The 13,262-nt window shown below is 66.3% G+C and carries 13 protein-coding genes; 7 read left to right on the forward strand and 6 right to left on the reverse strand.

Annotation, left to right across the window (positions count from 1 at the left end):
* Positions 1–67 precede the first annotated feature (67 nt).
* From ACSBM8_RS13540 to hrpB, 5 genes are all read right to left on the reverse strand, one after another.
* The gene (locus tag ACSBM8_RS13540) at positions 68–661 is read right to left on the reverse strand and encodes a YdeI/OmpD-associated family protein (RefSeq protein ID WP_442678536.1); all 594 of its coding nucleotides are present in this window, start codon (positions 659–661) and stop codon (positions 68–70) included.
* Positions 661–960, reverse strand: coding sequence for an NADH dehydrogenase ubiquinone Fe-S protein 4 (locus ACSBM8_RS13545; RefSeq protein WP_442678537.1), 300 nt, complete (start codon positions 958–960; stop codon positions 661–663). Before ACSBM8_RS13545 ends, ACSBM8_RS13540 begins: the two co-directional genes overlap by 1 nt.
* Before the next feature lie 107 nt (positions 961–1,067).
* Entirely contained in the window at positions 1,068–2,210 is a 1,143-nt protein-coding gene (locus ACSBM8_RS13550) for a glutathionylspermidine synthase family protein (protein WP_442678538.1), read from the reverse strand.
* Positions 2,207–2,599 carry a hypothetical protein gene (locus tag ACSBM8_RS13555; protein WP_442678539.1) on the reverse strand — a complete coding sequence of 131 codons (393 nt, stop codon included), beginning with the start codon at positions 2,597–2,599 and terminating at the stop codon, positions 2,207–2,209. Before ACSBM8_RS13555 ends, ACSBM8_RS13550 begins: the two co-directional genes overlap by 4 nt.
* A 237-nt stretch (positions 2,600–2,836) precedes the next feature.
* Positions 2,837–5,257, reverse strand: a complete 2,421-nt coding sequence (gene hrpB / locus ACSBM8_RS13560; RefSeq protein ID WP_442678540.1) for an ATP-dependent helicase HrpB — start codon at positions 5,255–5,257, stop codon at positions 2,837–2,839.
* Between the two features lie 207 nt (positions 5,258–5,464).
* Here hrpB and ACSBM8_RS13565 point away from each other — a divergent pair, with 207 nt between their 5' ends.
* The 4 genes from ACSBM8_RS13565 to ACSBM8_RS13580 all read left to right on the forward strand — a co-directional run bounded on the left by ACSBM8_RS13565 (position 5,465) and on the right by ACSBM8_RS13580 (position 10,357).
* Complete coding sequence (locus ACSBM8_RS13565) at positions 5,465–6,073, forward strand: thymidine kinase (protein ID WP_442678541.1); 609 nt, start codon at positions 5,465–5,467, stop codon at positions 6,071–6,073.
* A gap of 150 nt (positions 6,074–6,223) precedes the next feature.
* Positions 6,224–8,062 carry a DUF885 domain-containing protein gene (locus ACSBM8_RS13570; protein ID WP_442678542.1) on the forward strand — a complete coding sequence of 613 codons (1,839 nt, stop codon included), beginning with the start codon at positions 6,224–6,226 and terminating at the stop codon, positions 8,060–8,062.
* A 119-nt stretch (positions 8,063–8,181) separates the two neighbouring features.
* Positions 8,182–8,883: a Crp/Fnr family transcriptional regulator gene (locus tag ACSBM8_RS13575; RefSeq protein WP_442678543.1), complete on the forward strand. Its 702-nt coding sequence runs from the start codon at positions 8,182–8,184 to the stop codon at positions 8,881–8,883.
* Positions 8,884–8,956: 73 nt separating this feature from the next.
* On the forward strand, positions 8,957–10,357 hold the full coding sequence (locus ACSBM8_RS13580) for a sugar porter family MFS transporter (protein WP_442678544.1): 1,401 nt from the start codon (positions 8,957–8,959) through the stop codon (positions 10,355–10,357).
* On the opposite strand, the gene ACSBM8_RS13585 is transcribed toward ACSBM8_RS13580, so the two are convergent.
* Positions 10,351–11,364, reverse strand: coding sequence for a polyprenyl synthetase family protein (locus ACSBM8_RS13585; RefSeq protein ID WP_442678545.1), 1,014 nt, complete (start codon positions 11,362–11,364; stop codon positions 10,351–10,353). The two genes, ACSBM8_RS13580 and ACSBM8_RS13585, sit on opposite strands and share 7 nt — an antisense overlap.
* 101 nt (positions 11,365–11,465) lie before the next feature.
* Here ACSBM8_RS13585 and ACSBM8_RS13590 point away from each other — a divergent pair, with 101 nt between their 5' ends.
* From ACSBM8_RS13590 to ACSBM8_RS13600, 3 genes are all read left to right on the forward strand, one after another.
* The gene (locus tag ACSBM8_RS13590) at positions 11,466–11,750 is read left to right on the forward strand and encodes a chorismate mutase (RefSeq protein WP_442678546.1); all 285 of its coding nucleotides are present in this window, start codon (positions 11,466–11,468) and stop codon (positions 11,748–11,750) included.
* A gap of 70 nt (positions 11,751–11,820) precedes the next feature.
* A complete protein-coding gene (thyA, locus tag ACSBM8_RS13595; protein WP_442678547.1) occupies positions 11,821–12,741 on the forward strand; it encodes a thymidylate synthase in 921 nt (306 codons plus the stop codon).
* On the forward strand, positions 12,738–13,226 hold the full coding sequence (locus ACSBM8_RS13600) for a hypothetical protein (RefSeq protein ID WP_442678548.1): 489 nt from the start codon (positions 12,738–12,740) through the stop codon (positions 13,224–13,226). The genes thyA and ACSBM8_RS13600 overlap by 4 nt, the downstream gene beginning before the upstream one ends.
* Positions 13,227–13,262 lie beyond the last annotated feature (36 nt).

Consider the following 13,262-nt stretch of genomic DNA (forward strand, 5'->3'; position numbering starts at 1 on the left):
CAAAGCATTGCCCGACCTGAACACCTGCTGATCCGCCGATGCGGCCAAGCCGATCGCTGACCCCGCGTCATTTCTGATATTTCCAGTGACGCGGCTTACCCTCGGCCAGCCACGCGATCGCCTGCGCCACGCGCGCAGCCTGCGTCTCCGCCCGCTTCGCCTCCCCGATCCATTCGCAATAATCGCGCCGGTTGCTGGCCGAAAAGCCCTCGAAGGTCGACTTGGCCGCCGGCGCCGCGGCCAGCGCGGTCGCCAGCGCCTCCGGCACCGGCAATGGCGCCCTGGGCGACGTCTTGGCGCGCGCCGGCTTACCCGCCTCGATCGCGCGCAGCGCCACCTCGATCGCCTGCGTCAGCGCCGCGTCGTCCGGAAGGTCTGCCAGGCTGGTAAGCCGACCGAACTGCCCCATGCCATCCTGATCGCGGCTGGTTTCCCCGCCTGCCTCCCCCAGATTCCACAGGACAAGGGAGGCATGCGCCTTAAACGCCGCCATCCCGGCGAACATGCGCCCCTGATATTCGAAGAAGGGCCGGCTCCACTTGATCGTCTCGTCCACCTTGGGGCAGACGGCGTGGATCGTCGCGCGGATGTGGCGCAGAATGGGCTGCGCGAACGGCGGGGCAGCGTCGATATAGGCGTCGATCCGAGGATCGTCCGCCATCAGACCAAGTCCGGACCCCGGAAATTCTCGGCATAGGCCTGCAGCTTGAGCGGGCGCTCCACCTGCCCCGGCGTGACATGATAGGTCAGGCCATGCTTTTCGGCATAGGCCTTCGCCGCGTCCAGCGTCGGGAAGCCGAGCGTCACCTGCTCGCGCGTATCGCCCGATCCGGCCCAGCCGGTCAGCGGATCAGCGCGCTTGGCCTCGGTCGGCTCATATTCCAGCAGCCACGCCCCTTCGCGGGCGCGGCCGGATTGCATGCTGCTCTTGATGCGCGGACGGATGCGGGCGTGAACCATGAACGCAGCGATACCGCGCCGTCGTTACGGGTCAAGGCTTACCGTCATGCCGAACATGTTTCAGCATCCATCGAGAGGCAGATACGCAAGCTCCGGAGGCGCTGCGCCTACCCGATCACATGCGGCACGAACCGCGCATTATTGCCCGTAATCAGCCCATCCTCGCGGATGCCCATCCCCGCCGGTGCGCCGTCCACGATCCAGCTGCCGATCACCGGGTAACAGCCAGGCGCCGTCTGTGGCAGATCGTACAGCGCCTGATAGATGGTGTGGCTGTCCTGATAGGCCCCCGAACTCGCCGCGATCACCTTGGCATCGCGATGGATCACCACGTTGGCGCCCTCACGCGACAAAGCCGGCTTGGTCACCACATCGCCGCCGAGCGGACTATAGCTGGCCGGCAGCAGATTGGGATGGCCCGGGAACATCGTCCACAGCACCGGCAGGATCGCCTTGTTGCTCCAGATCATCTTCCACACCGGCTCCATCCAGATCGTGCGATCCAGGCTCTCCAGCAGATTGCGGCCGAACTGCTCATCCGTCAGCCATTCCCACGGATAGAGTTTGAAGATCGTCGTCATGATCTGCTCGTCCAGGTCGACGAACCGGCCCTGCTGGCGATCCCAGCCGATATCGTCGATCGCGATCGCCTTGGTCTTCAGCCCGGCTTCCTCCGCGGTGTCGCGCAGATAGGCCACCGTCACCGTATCCTCGCCGATCGCATCGGCGACATGCGCGAAATGGATCTGCCGATCGGGCACCAGCGTGCGCAGATCCGCCCATTTGCCCACCAGCCGTTGATGCAGGCTGTTAAACTGATCGGTCTGGGGCAGCACATCCTGCTTCCAGTCCCACTGGATCACCGACGCCTCCAGCAGCGACGTCGGCGTGTCGCAGTTATATTCAAACAGCTTGGGTGGGCCCTTGCCGTTATAGCCCAGATCGAAGCGGCCGAAGTTCAGCGCCGGCGGCTCGTCGCGCCACGCGGCGCGGATCGCCTCGTGCCAGGCGGGCGGAATGCCGAATATGCCCAGCGCCTTGGGATCGTCGATCACCGCCTGCCCCGCTTCCAGGAACAGCCGATACAGCTCCGCGGTCGCGCCCTCGATCAGGTCCACTTCGATCCGGTCGAAGCGATAGAAATTGCCTTCGTCCCAATAAGGCCGCCCGTCGGCGCTGTGCCAGATCAGCCCGCGCGCCTCGACCCGGCTCTGCCAGTCGGCCCGCGGCGGCACCGTGTCGCGGATCACTCGCCGAAGCTTCCGAAGCTGCGCGCCGAAGAGCCGAAGCCGCCGCGCGAAATCGCCGCGCTGCGCGTCATCGCGGTGCGCACCGGCGCATGGAAATAGGTAGCGCCGGGCGTCCGCGTGAACGATCCGCCGCGCAACCGCTCGCCATAATAAGGGATCGCGCTGTTGCGGCCGAGATAATACCACAGGAACGCGGTGCCGACGCCCGCGCCGATATGATGGTTCTGGCTCTGCGCCTGGCATTGCGCATCCGGCACCCGCGTCCCGTTCCGATCGGCGCACACCGCAGTATCTTGCGCGGCCGTCCATTCCTTGGCCGGCTGATCGCACGCCGCCAGCGTGATCGCGGATGCCGCAGCGAGCGTGATGTTCAGGTGGATCGTCTTCATGCTGTCCCCGACTGTCCTGCTACACATAGGGATGAGCGGCGATCCGGCAATGATGGCGTCCTTCGATACGGGCTCTCGCTACGCAGCTTCGCTGCTACTCGATCCCTACTCAGGATGAGCGGCTTTGGCGGCCCTAATAAATACCCGCTCATCCTGAGTAGCGGTCGAGTAGCTGCGTCAGCAGCGTATCGAGAACGCGTATCGAAGGACCGCAGCACGAACCACACACCCAAAACCTTACCGCCCACTCGCCCGCTTCGTCCGCAACGTCGGATCCGCCTGCGTCGGATCCTCAGGCCAGGGATGACGCGGATAGCGTCCGCGCATCTCCTTCGCGACCTCCGCCCAGCTCCCCTTCCAGAAACCGGGCAGATCGCGCGTCGTCTGGATTGGCCGCCCCGCGGGTGAGGTCAGCCGCAACACCAGGGGCGTCGTCCCGATCATCGGATGCGCCGCCAGCCCGAACAAGGCCTGCACGCGCAGCTCCACCGCCGGCCCGCCTTCGGCGCCATAGTCGATCGCATGCGTCGTCCCGAGCGGAGAGGTGAAATGCGCCGGCGCCTGGGCATCGATCGCCTGCTTACCCTCCCAACCGATCAGATTTTCCAGCGCGTGCACCAGCGCCCCACCGGCAATGTCGCTCAGCCTGCGCCTTCCCTCGACCAGCCCCGGCAGCCATTCGTCCAGCCGGCCGAGCAACGCCTCCTCCGACAGATCCGCCCCGCCGACATAGCTGGCGCGCTGCCGCAAGGCCTTGGCCGCATCCGGCCACGGTAATCGATCGAGCCCATGCGTCCGCACGCCCTCCACCAACGCTGCGGCAATGTCCGCCGGATCGGCATGGCTGTCCGGGCCGGACGAGAGCCGGATCGCCCCCAGCCGCCGCTCGCGTGTCGCCGCCACGCCGCCGGTTGCCGGATCGAACCGGACCGTCCGGCGCGTTTCGATCCGGTCGCCGAACAGCGCTTCGACCTCCGCCTGATCGGTCGGCGCGGCCGAAAGGATGCGCGCGCCGGCGGCCGAACCCTGCGTTTCCGCCACCGCCAGCCATTCGGCCCGCGCCAGCGCCGATGCGGGGTCCAGCCGCAGCCCGCGTCCGCCGGCCGCGATCCAGTCGGCACCGTCCGCCCCGCGCCGCTTGGCGATGCGATCGGGGAAGGCCAGCGCGATGCAGGCGCCCACCGGGCCCTGCCCGGCGCCGCCGCCCGCCATCCTTTCCCAGCGCTGGGCCAGCCCGCGTGCCGCCTCCGCCCGCCGGCCGCGCTCGCTCCGCCAGCGTCGCAGGCGCGTCTCCAGGTCCGGATCGCTGCTGCCGCCCAGACATTGTTCCGATAACAATACCGCCACCTCCGCCGCGGTGCGTCCCCAGCCATGATCGCCTGCCGCCACCAGCATATGGCCCAGCCGCGGGCTGACCGGCAGCCGCGCCACCTGGCGGCCATGCCCGGTCGGTCGCCCGTCCGCATCGATCAGCCCGAACGCTTCCAGCCGCCGCTTCGCCTCGGCGACCGCGGGCGCGCTTGGCGGGTCGATCCAGCGCAATTGCCCCGGATCGCTGACACCCCAGATCGCACAGGCCAGCACCAGCCCGGACAGATCCGCCTCGGCAATCTCGGGCGGATCGAATGGGGCCAGCCCCGCCGTCGCCGCCTCTTCCCACAGCCGATAGACGATACCCGGCGCCTGCCGCCCGGCACGGCCCGCGCGCTGCGTCGCCGCCGCCTGGCTCACGCGCTCCGTCCCCAGCCGCGTCATCCCCGCCGCCCGGTCATAGCGCGGCCGCCGCGCCAGCCCTGAATCCACCACGGTCGAAACCCCGTCCAGCGTCAGACTGGTCTCCGCGATCGCAGTCGCCAGCACCAGCTTGCGCCGGCCCGCCGCCTCCGCCCGGATCGCGGCCCGCTGCGCGCCCGGATCCAGCGAGCCGTGTAGTCGATGCAGCACGACGTCCGCCGGCAATCCCGCCAGCCGCTCGGCGGTGCGTTCGATCTCGGCGACGCCCGGCAGAAAGGCGAGCACACCGCTTTGTGTCTCGGAAAGCGCCCGTCGGATCGCAGGCGCCATATCCTCCTCGATCCGTTGCTCGCGCCGCCCGAGATAGACGTGCGTAATCGGGAAGCTCCGCCCGGCGCTCTCGATCACCGGCGCCCCACTGAGCAAGGCCGCGAACTTCTCCCCGGCCAGCGTCGCGGACATCGCTACCAGCCGCAATTCGGGTCGCAGCGCCGCCTGCACGTCCAGTGCCAGCGCCAGCCCGAAATCGCCATCCAAACTGCGCTCGTGCACTTCGTCGAACAGCACCGCGCTCACACCCGCCAGCTCCGGATCCGCCTGCACCATCGCCACGAAGATGCCCTGCGTCACCACCAGCAGCCGCGTCGCTGCCGATTGCTTGCTGTCGAGCCGAGTGGCGTAGCCGATCCGCCCGCCAACCGCTTCGCCCGCCACCTCTGCGATCCGCTCCGCCGCCGCCCGCGCCGCAATCCGCCGCGGCGACAGCAGCAGCACGCGCCCCCTGCACCAGGGCTGGTCGAGCAAGGCCGGCGCCACCGCCGTGGTCTTGCCCGCGCCCGGCGGCGCCACCAGCACCGCATTTGGCGCGCTCGCCAGCGCGGCGAGAAGATCGGGCAGCACGGCGTGGATGGGGAGCTCGGTCACCCGGCGCGATTAAGCCAGATCAACTCCATAACCCACCCCGTTCGTGTCGAGTAGGGTTCGAGCGAAGTCGAGAAGCCGTATCGAGACATGCCCCTCGATACGTCGTCTCGATACGCTGCTCCGCAGCTACTCGACGCCACTCGGAACGAACGGTGATATAATGGTAATGCTTCAAACCCGCCGCCCGATCCGCCATAGGCACCAGCAATGGCCAAGCTCTATTTCTACTACGCCTCGATGAACGCAGGCAAATCCACCACCTTGCTGCAGGCGGACTTCAATTATCGCGAGCGCGGCATGGCGACGATGTTGTGGACCGCGGCGATCGACGATCGCTTCCGCGCCGGAACGATCACGTCGCGCATCGGGCTGGAGACGGAGGCAAATTTGTTCGCCGCCGATACCGATCTCGCCGCCGCGATCCTGACGCAGCATGATCTGGCGCCGCTCAGTTGCGTGCTGGTGGACGAAGCCCAGTTCCTGACGCGCGACCAGGTCCTCCAGCTCGCCGCCATCTGCGACCGGGCCGGCATCCCCGTCCTCGCTTATGGCCTGCGCACCGATTTCCAGGCGCAGCTGTTCGAAGGCAGCAAATGGCTGCTGGCGCTCGCCGACAGCCTTAACGAGATCAAAGCGGTCTGCGGGTGCGGCCGCAAGGCGACCATGAACCTGCGGGTCGACGCGGCCGGCCGGGTCGCCCGCGAAGGCGCCCAGACCGAAATCGGCGGCAATGACCGCTATGTCGCAATGTGCCGCCGCCATTTCATGGCCGCCATGACGGACGGGACGCTTCCGGAATTCGAAGGTGAAGCCTAAGCTCACGCAATTTCCCGCTCATCCTGAGGAGGCATTGAGCTTGTCGAAATGCCGTCTCGAAGGATCCTTCGAGATGCCGCTTCGTCAGGCTCAGCGGCTCCTCAGGATGAGCGGTATGGAATAGAAATGCACTCGCTAGGAGACTGCCGCATGCTCACCACCCGTCGCGAATTGCTGGCCGGCGCCGGCGCGGTCGGCATGGCCGCGGCCGTGCCCGCTTTGGCGCAGGCGCCGGCTGCACCGGGGGACGCGCAGGCTATCGCCTATCTCGACACGATCGCCGAGGAATTGCTCACCGATTTCCCCGAAAGCGCCGCTGGCCTCGGTATCGATAAGGCCGCCCGGATCGCGCTCCACAGCCAGTTGGGCGATCGCAGCCAGGAGGCGAACCGCAAACGTGCCGCGCGCGCCGGCGAACGCCTCGCCCGGCTCAAGGCGATCGACCGCACCCGCCTTTCGCACGGCGTCGCGCTCGACCTGGACGTCTGCCAGACCGCGCATGAATTGGCGGCGGAAGGCTGGCGGACCATGCCGGTCGGCGATGTCGCAATCTTCAACAGCAACAATAGCTATCGCAGCACCCCCTATGTCGTGTCGCAAAACACGGGCGCCTATGTCGAGCTGCCGGACACGCTGGAAAACCATCATGACGTCGCCAACGCCGCCGATGCCGACGCCTATCTTTCCCGCATAGCGGCCTACGCCCGGGCACTGGATGGCGAGACCGGACGTCTCACCGCCGATCAGGCACAGGGCGCGATCCTGCCCGGTTTCCTCAACGACATCGCCGTGCGGCAGCTGCACGGCATGCGCGATCAGCCGAGCGAGCAATGGGGGTTGATCGAGACGTTCAAGACCAAGGTCGCCAAAGCCGGGCTGCCCGGATCCTATGTCGACAAGGCCGCTGCTATCGTCCGCCAGCAGGTCGCCCCCGCGCTCGACCGGCAGGCCGCCGCGCTCGCCGCAGCCCGCGCCAAGGCCCGCGACGTACCCGGCATCTGGGCGCGCCCGGGCGGCGAAGCCTATTATACCTGGCTGGTAAAAGCCGGCACCACCACCAATGCCACGCCGGACGAACTTCATCGCTTGGGCGTCGAGCAAAATGCGGCGCTCAACGCCCAGATCGATACGTTGCTCAAGGCGCAGGGCATTACCAAGGGCAGCGTCGGTGAGCGCCTTACCGCCCTGTCCAAGCGACCGGACCTGCTCTTTTCCAACGACGATGCCGGCCGCGCCAAGCTGCTAGCCTATCTCAACGGCCGCATCGCCGACATCCGCACCCGCCTGCCGCGCGCTTTCGCGACGATGGTGAAAGGCAATCTCGTCATCAAGCGCGTGCCGCCGGCGATCCAGGACGGCATGCCCGACGGCTATGCCGGTCCCGGCGCAATCGACGGCAGCACACCCGGCGTCTATTTCATCAACCTGAAGGATACCGCCAATTGGCCGCGTTATTCGCTGCCGACGCTTTGCTATCACGAGGGCATTCCAGGTCACATCTGGCAGGGCGAATATAGTTACAAATTGCCGCTGATCCGCTCGCTGCTGGCGTTCAATGCGTATTCCGAAGGCTGGGCGCTCTATTCGGAGCAATTGGGCGACGAGCTTGGCGCCTATGCCGACGATCCGCTCGGCAAGATCGGCTATCTCCAGTCCATCAACTTCCGCGCCTGCCGGTTGGTGGTCGACAGTGGCATCCATGCCAAGCGCTGGGGCTTCGACCAGGCGCTCGACTGGTTCTCGCAAGGCACCGGCCAGCCGCGCGAGCAATTGCGCGCCGAACTCAATCGCTACTGCTCGTGGCCGGGGCAAGCCTGCGGCTATAAAATGGGCCATAACGAGATGAACCGCCTGCGCACGAAGGCGCAATCCAGCCTGGGCGCGAAGTATGATCTGCGTCGCTTCGACGATGCGATCGTGCTGGGCGGCAATATGCCGCTGACGATGCTGGAACGCGTCGTGGATCGTTACATCGGGGGCCAAGGCTGATCGACCCAAGCGCCGCCGCGGCATCGAACCACTTTTGCGGATAGGCGTTACGTCGCCATGACCATTCTATTTCCGGCACTGGGGACCGGCTGGGCGCACTCGTGATTGAACGGCATCTGATGAAATTGCGCGCGCGCGACCGCGTCAGCGCCGAGGAAGAGCAGGCCATTCGCGACGCCCTGGGGCCGGTCAAAACCTACCAGGCGGATCAGGTCGTCATCCGCGAGGGTGTCGAGCTGGACGTCAGCACGTTGCTGCTCGACGGCATGATGTGCCGGTACAAAGATCTGAAGAACGGCCAACGGCAGATAACCGAACTGCACATTTCCGGAGATTTCGTCGATCTGCACAGCTTCACGCTGAAGCGGCTCGATCATCATATCCTGGCGCTGACCCCTTGCCGCGTTGTGGAGGTACCCCACGCGAAGCTGGAGGCGATCACCGAACGGCATCCGCATCTCACGCGATTATACTGGTTCGCCACGACCCTCGATGCGGCGATCCATCGCGAATGGGAATTGTCGCTCGGCCGCCGAACCGCTTTGGCCAAGATCGCCGCCTTGTTCTGCGAAATGCGGGTCCGTCTCAATGTGGTCGGGATGACGGACGGCAATTCCTATGCCCTGCCCCTGACCCAGATGGATCTGGCAGAGTGCCTTGGCCTCACCGCGATCCACGTCAATCGCACGCTCAAGGAATTGCGCGAGCAGAACCTGGCCCAGTTCAAGGGTGGCCAGGTCACGATCCTGGACCTGCCGCGGCTCGAGCGCGTCGCCGAGTTCGACCCTGCCTATCTCTATCTGGATCGCCAGCCGCGCTGAGGAGCGAGTTTCCCGCGGTCGACTTTGCGGCCGGGACCGATCATGTTTGCGGGTCAGCGGGAGATACGAATTCATGGCGATCGTGACGCAGCCGGCGAGCGGACAACCAGCCCAGGAGCCTTCCCTGCTTCACCCGGGCCTGCTCGCCTGCATCGCCACTGCGGCGCTGGCAGGCTTGCTGTTCGGGTTCGACACGGCGGTGATTTCCGGCACGACCGAATCGCTGCGGGCACAATATGGGCTCAGCGACGTCTGGCTGGGCGTTACCGTGTCGTCGGCCCTGTGGGGTACGCTGGTCGGTGCGCTCGGCGCGGGCATTCCTGGCGACCGTTATGGCAGCCGCAACACGCTGCGGGTGCTTGCCCTCTTCTATGTTGCGGGCGGCTTGGGCTGCGGCCTGGCGTGGAGCTGGGAATCGCTGGTCTTCTTCCGCGTCATCGCCGGGCTGGCGGTCGGTGGTTCATCCGTGCTGGCGCCGGTCTACATTGCCGAAATATCCCCGCCGGCGAAGCGCGGGCGGCTGGTTGCGTCCTTTCAGTTCATGGTGATCTTCGGCATTCTCGCCGCTTATCTGTCCAACGCGATCATCGCTTCGGCCGGATTGGGTGCGGAGGATTGGCGCTGGAAATTCGGCGTGTCGGCCGTCCCGGCGTTGCTGTTCCTGCTCCTCCTGCTCCGCATCCCCAACAGCCCGCGCTGGCTGGTCGCGCGCGGACGCATCGCCGAAGCGGTCCAGGCGCTCACCCAGGTGGGGATCGACGAAGCGGCCGCCGAACGTCAGACGGAGGAGATCGGCGCCACGCTGGCGGTGCGCACCGAGCGCTCGAAGCTCTCCTGGCGCGGCCATCGCAAACCGATCCTGCTCGCCATCATGGTCGCCGGCTTCAACCAGCTTTCGGGCATCAACGCCCTGTTATATTATCTGAACGATATCTTCGCCCATGCCGGCGGGCGGCTTTCGCCCGATGTGCAGGCCGTGATCATCGGCGTGGTCAATGCGGTCTTCACGGCGCTGGGCATGGCGCTGATCGACCGCGTCGGGCGGCGGACGCTGCTGCTGGTCGGATCGATCGGCATGGCGAGCTGCCTGATCTTGGCCGGGCTCGCCATGGGGCAGATTCTGCCGGGCTGGATGGTGCTCCCCGCGCTGATCGGCTTCATCGCCTTCTTCGCGCCCAGCACCGGCGCGGTCATCTGGGTCTATATTTCGGAAGTTTTCCCGACCTCCGTGCGCGGCCGGGGCAGCGCGGTCGGCGCCTCCACCCATTGGGGTCTGGATGCGGTGATTGCCGCGACCTTCCCGGCGGTCGCCGCTATCTCCGTCAGCCTGCCTTTCTACTTCTTCGCCGCGATGATGCTGGTGCAGTTCATCGTCGTGCTGAGCTACTTTCCCGAAACCAAGGGGGTGTCGCTGGAAGAGATGGAACGCAAGCTGGGGGTCGTGCGCGACGGATCGCGCGCGGCGGATCAGTAGGCGCGGGCGACCGCGAATTCGACCGCTTCGATCAGCGCCGCCTTGGCCGGACCCGATCCGATCCCGGCGAGCGCATCGATGGCGCGCTGGCCATAATGGCGGGCACGGGCCAGCGTATCGGCGATCGCATCGGTCTGCGTCAGCAACGTCGTCGCATGCGCCAGATCGGCATCGGACGCGCGGTGGCCTTCCATCGCATCACGCCAGAAACGGCGCTCCACGTCCGATCCTCGCGCATGCGCCAGGATGACCGGCAGGGTCACCTTCCCGTCGCGGAAATCGTCGCCCGTATCCTTGCCCATCGTTGCCTCGTCCGACGCATAGTCGATCGCGTCGTCGACCAGCTGGAAGGCGATCCCCAGATTGCGGCCATAGGAATCGAGCGCCTCTTCGATCGCCAGGTCCCGCTCCGCGACGATCGCGGCGATGCGGCAGGCGGCCGCGAACAAAGCGGCGGTCTTGGCGCCGATAATGTCGAGATAGCGTTCCTCGCTGGTCTCGATCCGGCGCTGCGCGGTCAACTGATTGACCTCGCCCTCGGCAATGACGGCGCTCGCATGCGACAGCGTCTTCAACACCCGCAACGAGCCATCCTCGACCATCAACTCGAACGATCGGCTGAACAGGAAATCGCCGACCAGAACGCTGGCAGGGTTCCCCCAGATAATGTTGGCGGTGCGTTTCCCGCGCCGCAGGCCCGATCCGTCGACGACATCGTCATGCAGCAACGTGGCCGTGTGAATGAACTCGACCGCGGCGGCGAGCTTGTGATGCCGGCCACCCGGATAATCGAGCAACCGCGCGCAGGCCAAGGTCAGCATCGGCCGCATCCGCTTGCCGCCGCCGGCGATCAGATGCCCGGCCAGTTCCGGGATCAGCGGCACATCCGATTGCATGCGCGCCAGGATCACGCTGTTGACCTGATTCATGTCGGCCGCGACCAGCTGGATCATCGGATCCAGCGATGGCGCGGATTTGCGATGCAGCGATGTTACCGTAGCGACCATGTCGCGCGCTTAGGCCTGTCTACCTCTCAAAGGCAAGCGCGGCCCTTGCGCGCAGGGCAGCCCGCACGCATGGGGACCGCCGACCGGATGGAGGAATCAGAGTGTCCGACGCCAAGCTCGACGAATACCGGCGGAGCATCGACAATATCGATGCGGCGCTGATCTTCATGCTCGCGGAGCGGTTCAAGGTGACCCAGGCGGTGGGCCGCTACAAGGCGACCGCGGGCTTGCCGCCGGCCGACCCCGGCCGCGAAGCCGATCAGATTGCGCGGCTGCGCAAGCTGGCCCAATCCGCCCATCTCGATCCCGATTTCTCCGAGAAATTCCTGCGCTTCGTGATCGACGAGGTGATCCGCCATCATGAGCGCGTACGCGATACCGCGTAAGTGCGTCGCCCCGGCGGAGGCCGGGGCCGTGGCGCTGGCAAGGCGACGCACCACCCGCTAAGCCCGCGCCATGCATTACGAACAGCAATATCTGGATCTGCTGCGGCAGGTCTGGGACACGGGGGACGAGCGGCGCGACCGTACCGGCATCGGAACGCGCAGCCTGTTCGGTGCGCAGCTCCGTTTCGATCTTGCGGACGGACAGGTTCCGCTGCTGACGACCAAGCGGGTCGCGTGGAAAACCGCCGCGCGAGAGCTGCTATGGTTTCTCAGCGGATCGACCAACATCCAGCCATTGGTCGCCAACAAGGTCCATATCTGGACGGATTGGCCGCTGGATCGCTATCGGCGCACGACGGGGGAGACGATCGATCGCGATGCGTTCGAAGCGCGCATCCTTGCCGACGATGCCTTCGCCGCCGAATGGGGCGAGCTCGGGCCCGTCTATGGCAAGCAATGGGTCGATTGGCCGCATTATGAGGCAGCCGACGAACCCGGCCTCTACAAGCGCGGCAAGGGCATCAACCAGATCGCGGCGCTGGTCGACAGCCTGCGCCACAACCCGGCGTCACGCCGCCACATCTTCACAGGCTGGAACGTCGATGAGCTGGAGGGCATGGCCCTGCCACCCTGCCACATGACCTACCAATATCATGTATCCGACGGCAAATTGTCGGGCATGTTGTGGCAACGCTCGTGCGATCTCGGTCTGGGCTTCGCGTTCAACGTTTTTTCGGCCTCGCTGCTGATCGCGATGCTGGCGGAGCAATGCGATCTTGAGCCCGGCGAGCTGATCTGGAGCGGCGGTGACGTCCATATCTATCTGAACCACCAACATCTGGTCGAGGAACAGTTGGCGCGTGCGCCCGCCGGCGCCCCACGCTTGCGGCTGCTGCGCAAGCCGCCAACCATTTTCGACTATGCCATCGAGGATTTCGAAGTGACCGACTACGCTCCGCAGGCCCATATCGCCGCCCCGGTCGCGGTATGAGGAAGTCCCTCGCGCTGATCCTGCCGCTGATGGTCGCGGCATGCGCCACCCCGGCACCACCGCCGCCCCGGCAGGTTGCAATTGCGCCCACACCCCTGCCGCCCCCGCCGCCTGTGACGGACTGGCGCGATCGCCCGTATACGCCCGGTCTGTGGCGCTATGCGGATCGTACCGCGATGTTCGGCCCGGCGGGAACCACGCCGCTGCTGACGATCCGCTGCGACGCAGGTCGTCGGCTGGTCATTCTGTCGGTCTGGGGCAACATTCCATCGCTCACGATCCGGACATCCTATGCGGAGCGGACCTGGCCGGCGCAGGCGGGCGCGGATGGCCGCAGCGCCGTCACCTTCGCTTCCACCGATCCCGCGCTCGACCAGATCGCCTTCAGCCGCGGTCGCTTCTCGGTCGCAGGCCCAGGCTTGGCCGAGATCGACGTTCCCGCATGGGCCGAGCCCGCGCGTGTCGTGGAAGATTGCCGGGGCTGAACACCGCGCCAGCCGGGCCCGGCGGGGGCGGCGCGA

This window comes from Sphingomonas sp. ASY06-1R (genome assembly GCF_052180265.1).
Lineage (GTDB): Bacteria > Pseudomonadota > Alphaproteobacteria > Sphingomonadales > Sphingomonadaceae > Sphingomonas_I.

Coding starts and splice junctions, on each gene's coding strand:
- ACSBM8_RS13570 (WP_442678542.1), top strand. CDS start 6,224: ATGCTCACCACCCGTCGCGAATTGCTGGCCGGCGCCGGCGCGGTCGGC.
- ACSBM8_RS13585 (WP_442678545.1), bottom strand. CDS start 11,364: ATGGTCGCTACGGTAACATCGCTGCATCGCAAATCCGCGCCATCGCTG.
- ACSBM8_RS13555 (WP_442678539.1), bottom strand. CDS start 2,599: ATGAAGACGATCCACCTGAACATCACGCTCGCTGCGGCATCCGCGATC.
- ACSBM8_RS13575 (WP_442678543.1), top strand. CDS start 8,182: ATGAAATTGCGCGCGCGCGACCGCGTCAGCGCCGAGGAAGAGCAGGCC.
- ACSBM8_RS13545 (WP_442678537.1), bottom strand. CDS start 960: ATGGTTCACGCCCGCATCCGTCCGCGCATCAAGAGCAGCATGCAATCC.
- ACSBM8_RS13565 (WP_442678541.1), top strand. CDS start 5,465: ATGGCCAAGCTCTATTTCTACTACGCCTCGATGAACGCAGGCAAATCC.
- ACSBM8_RS13540 (WP_442678536.1), bottom strand. CDS start 661: ATGGCGGACGATCCTCGGATCGACGCCTATATCGACGCTGCCCCGCCG.
- ACSBM8_RS13580 (WP_442678544.1), top strand. CDS start 8,957: ATGGCGATCGTGACGCAGCCGGCGAGCGGACAACCAGCCCAGGAGCCT.
- thyA (WP_442678547.1), top strand. CDS start 11,821: ATGCATTACGAACAGCAATATCTGGATCTGCTGCGGCAGGTCTGGGAC.
- ACSBM8_RS13600 (WP_442678548.1), top strand. CDS start 12,738: ATGAGGAAGTCCCTCGCGCTGATCCTGCCGCTGATGGTCGCGGCATGC.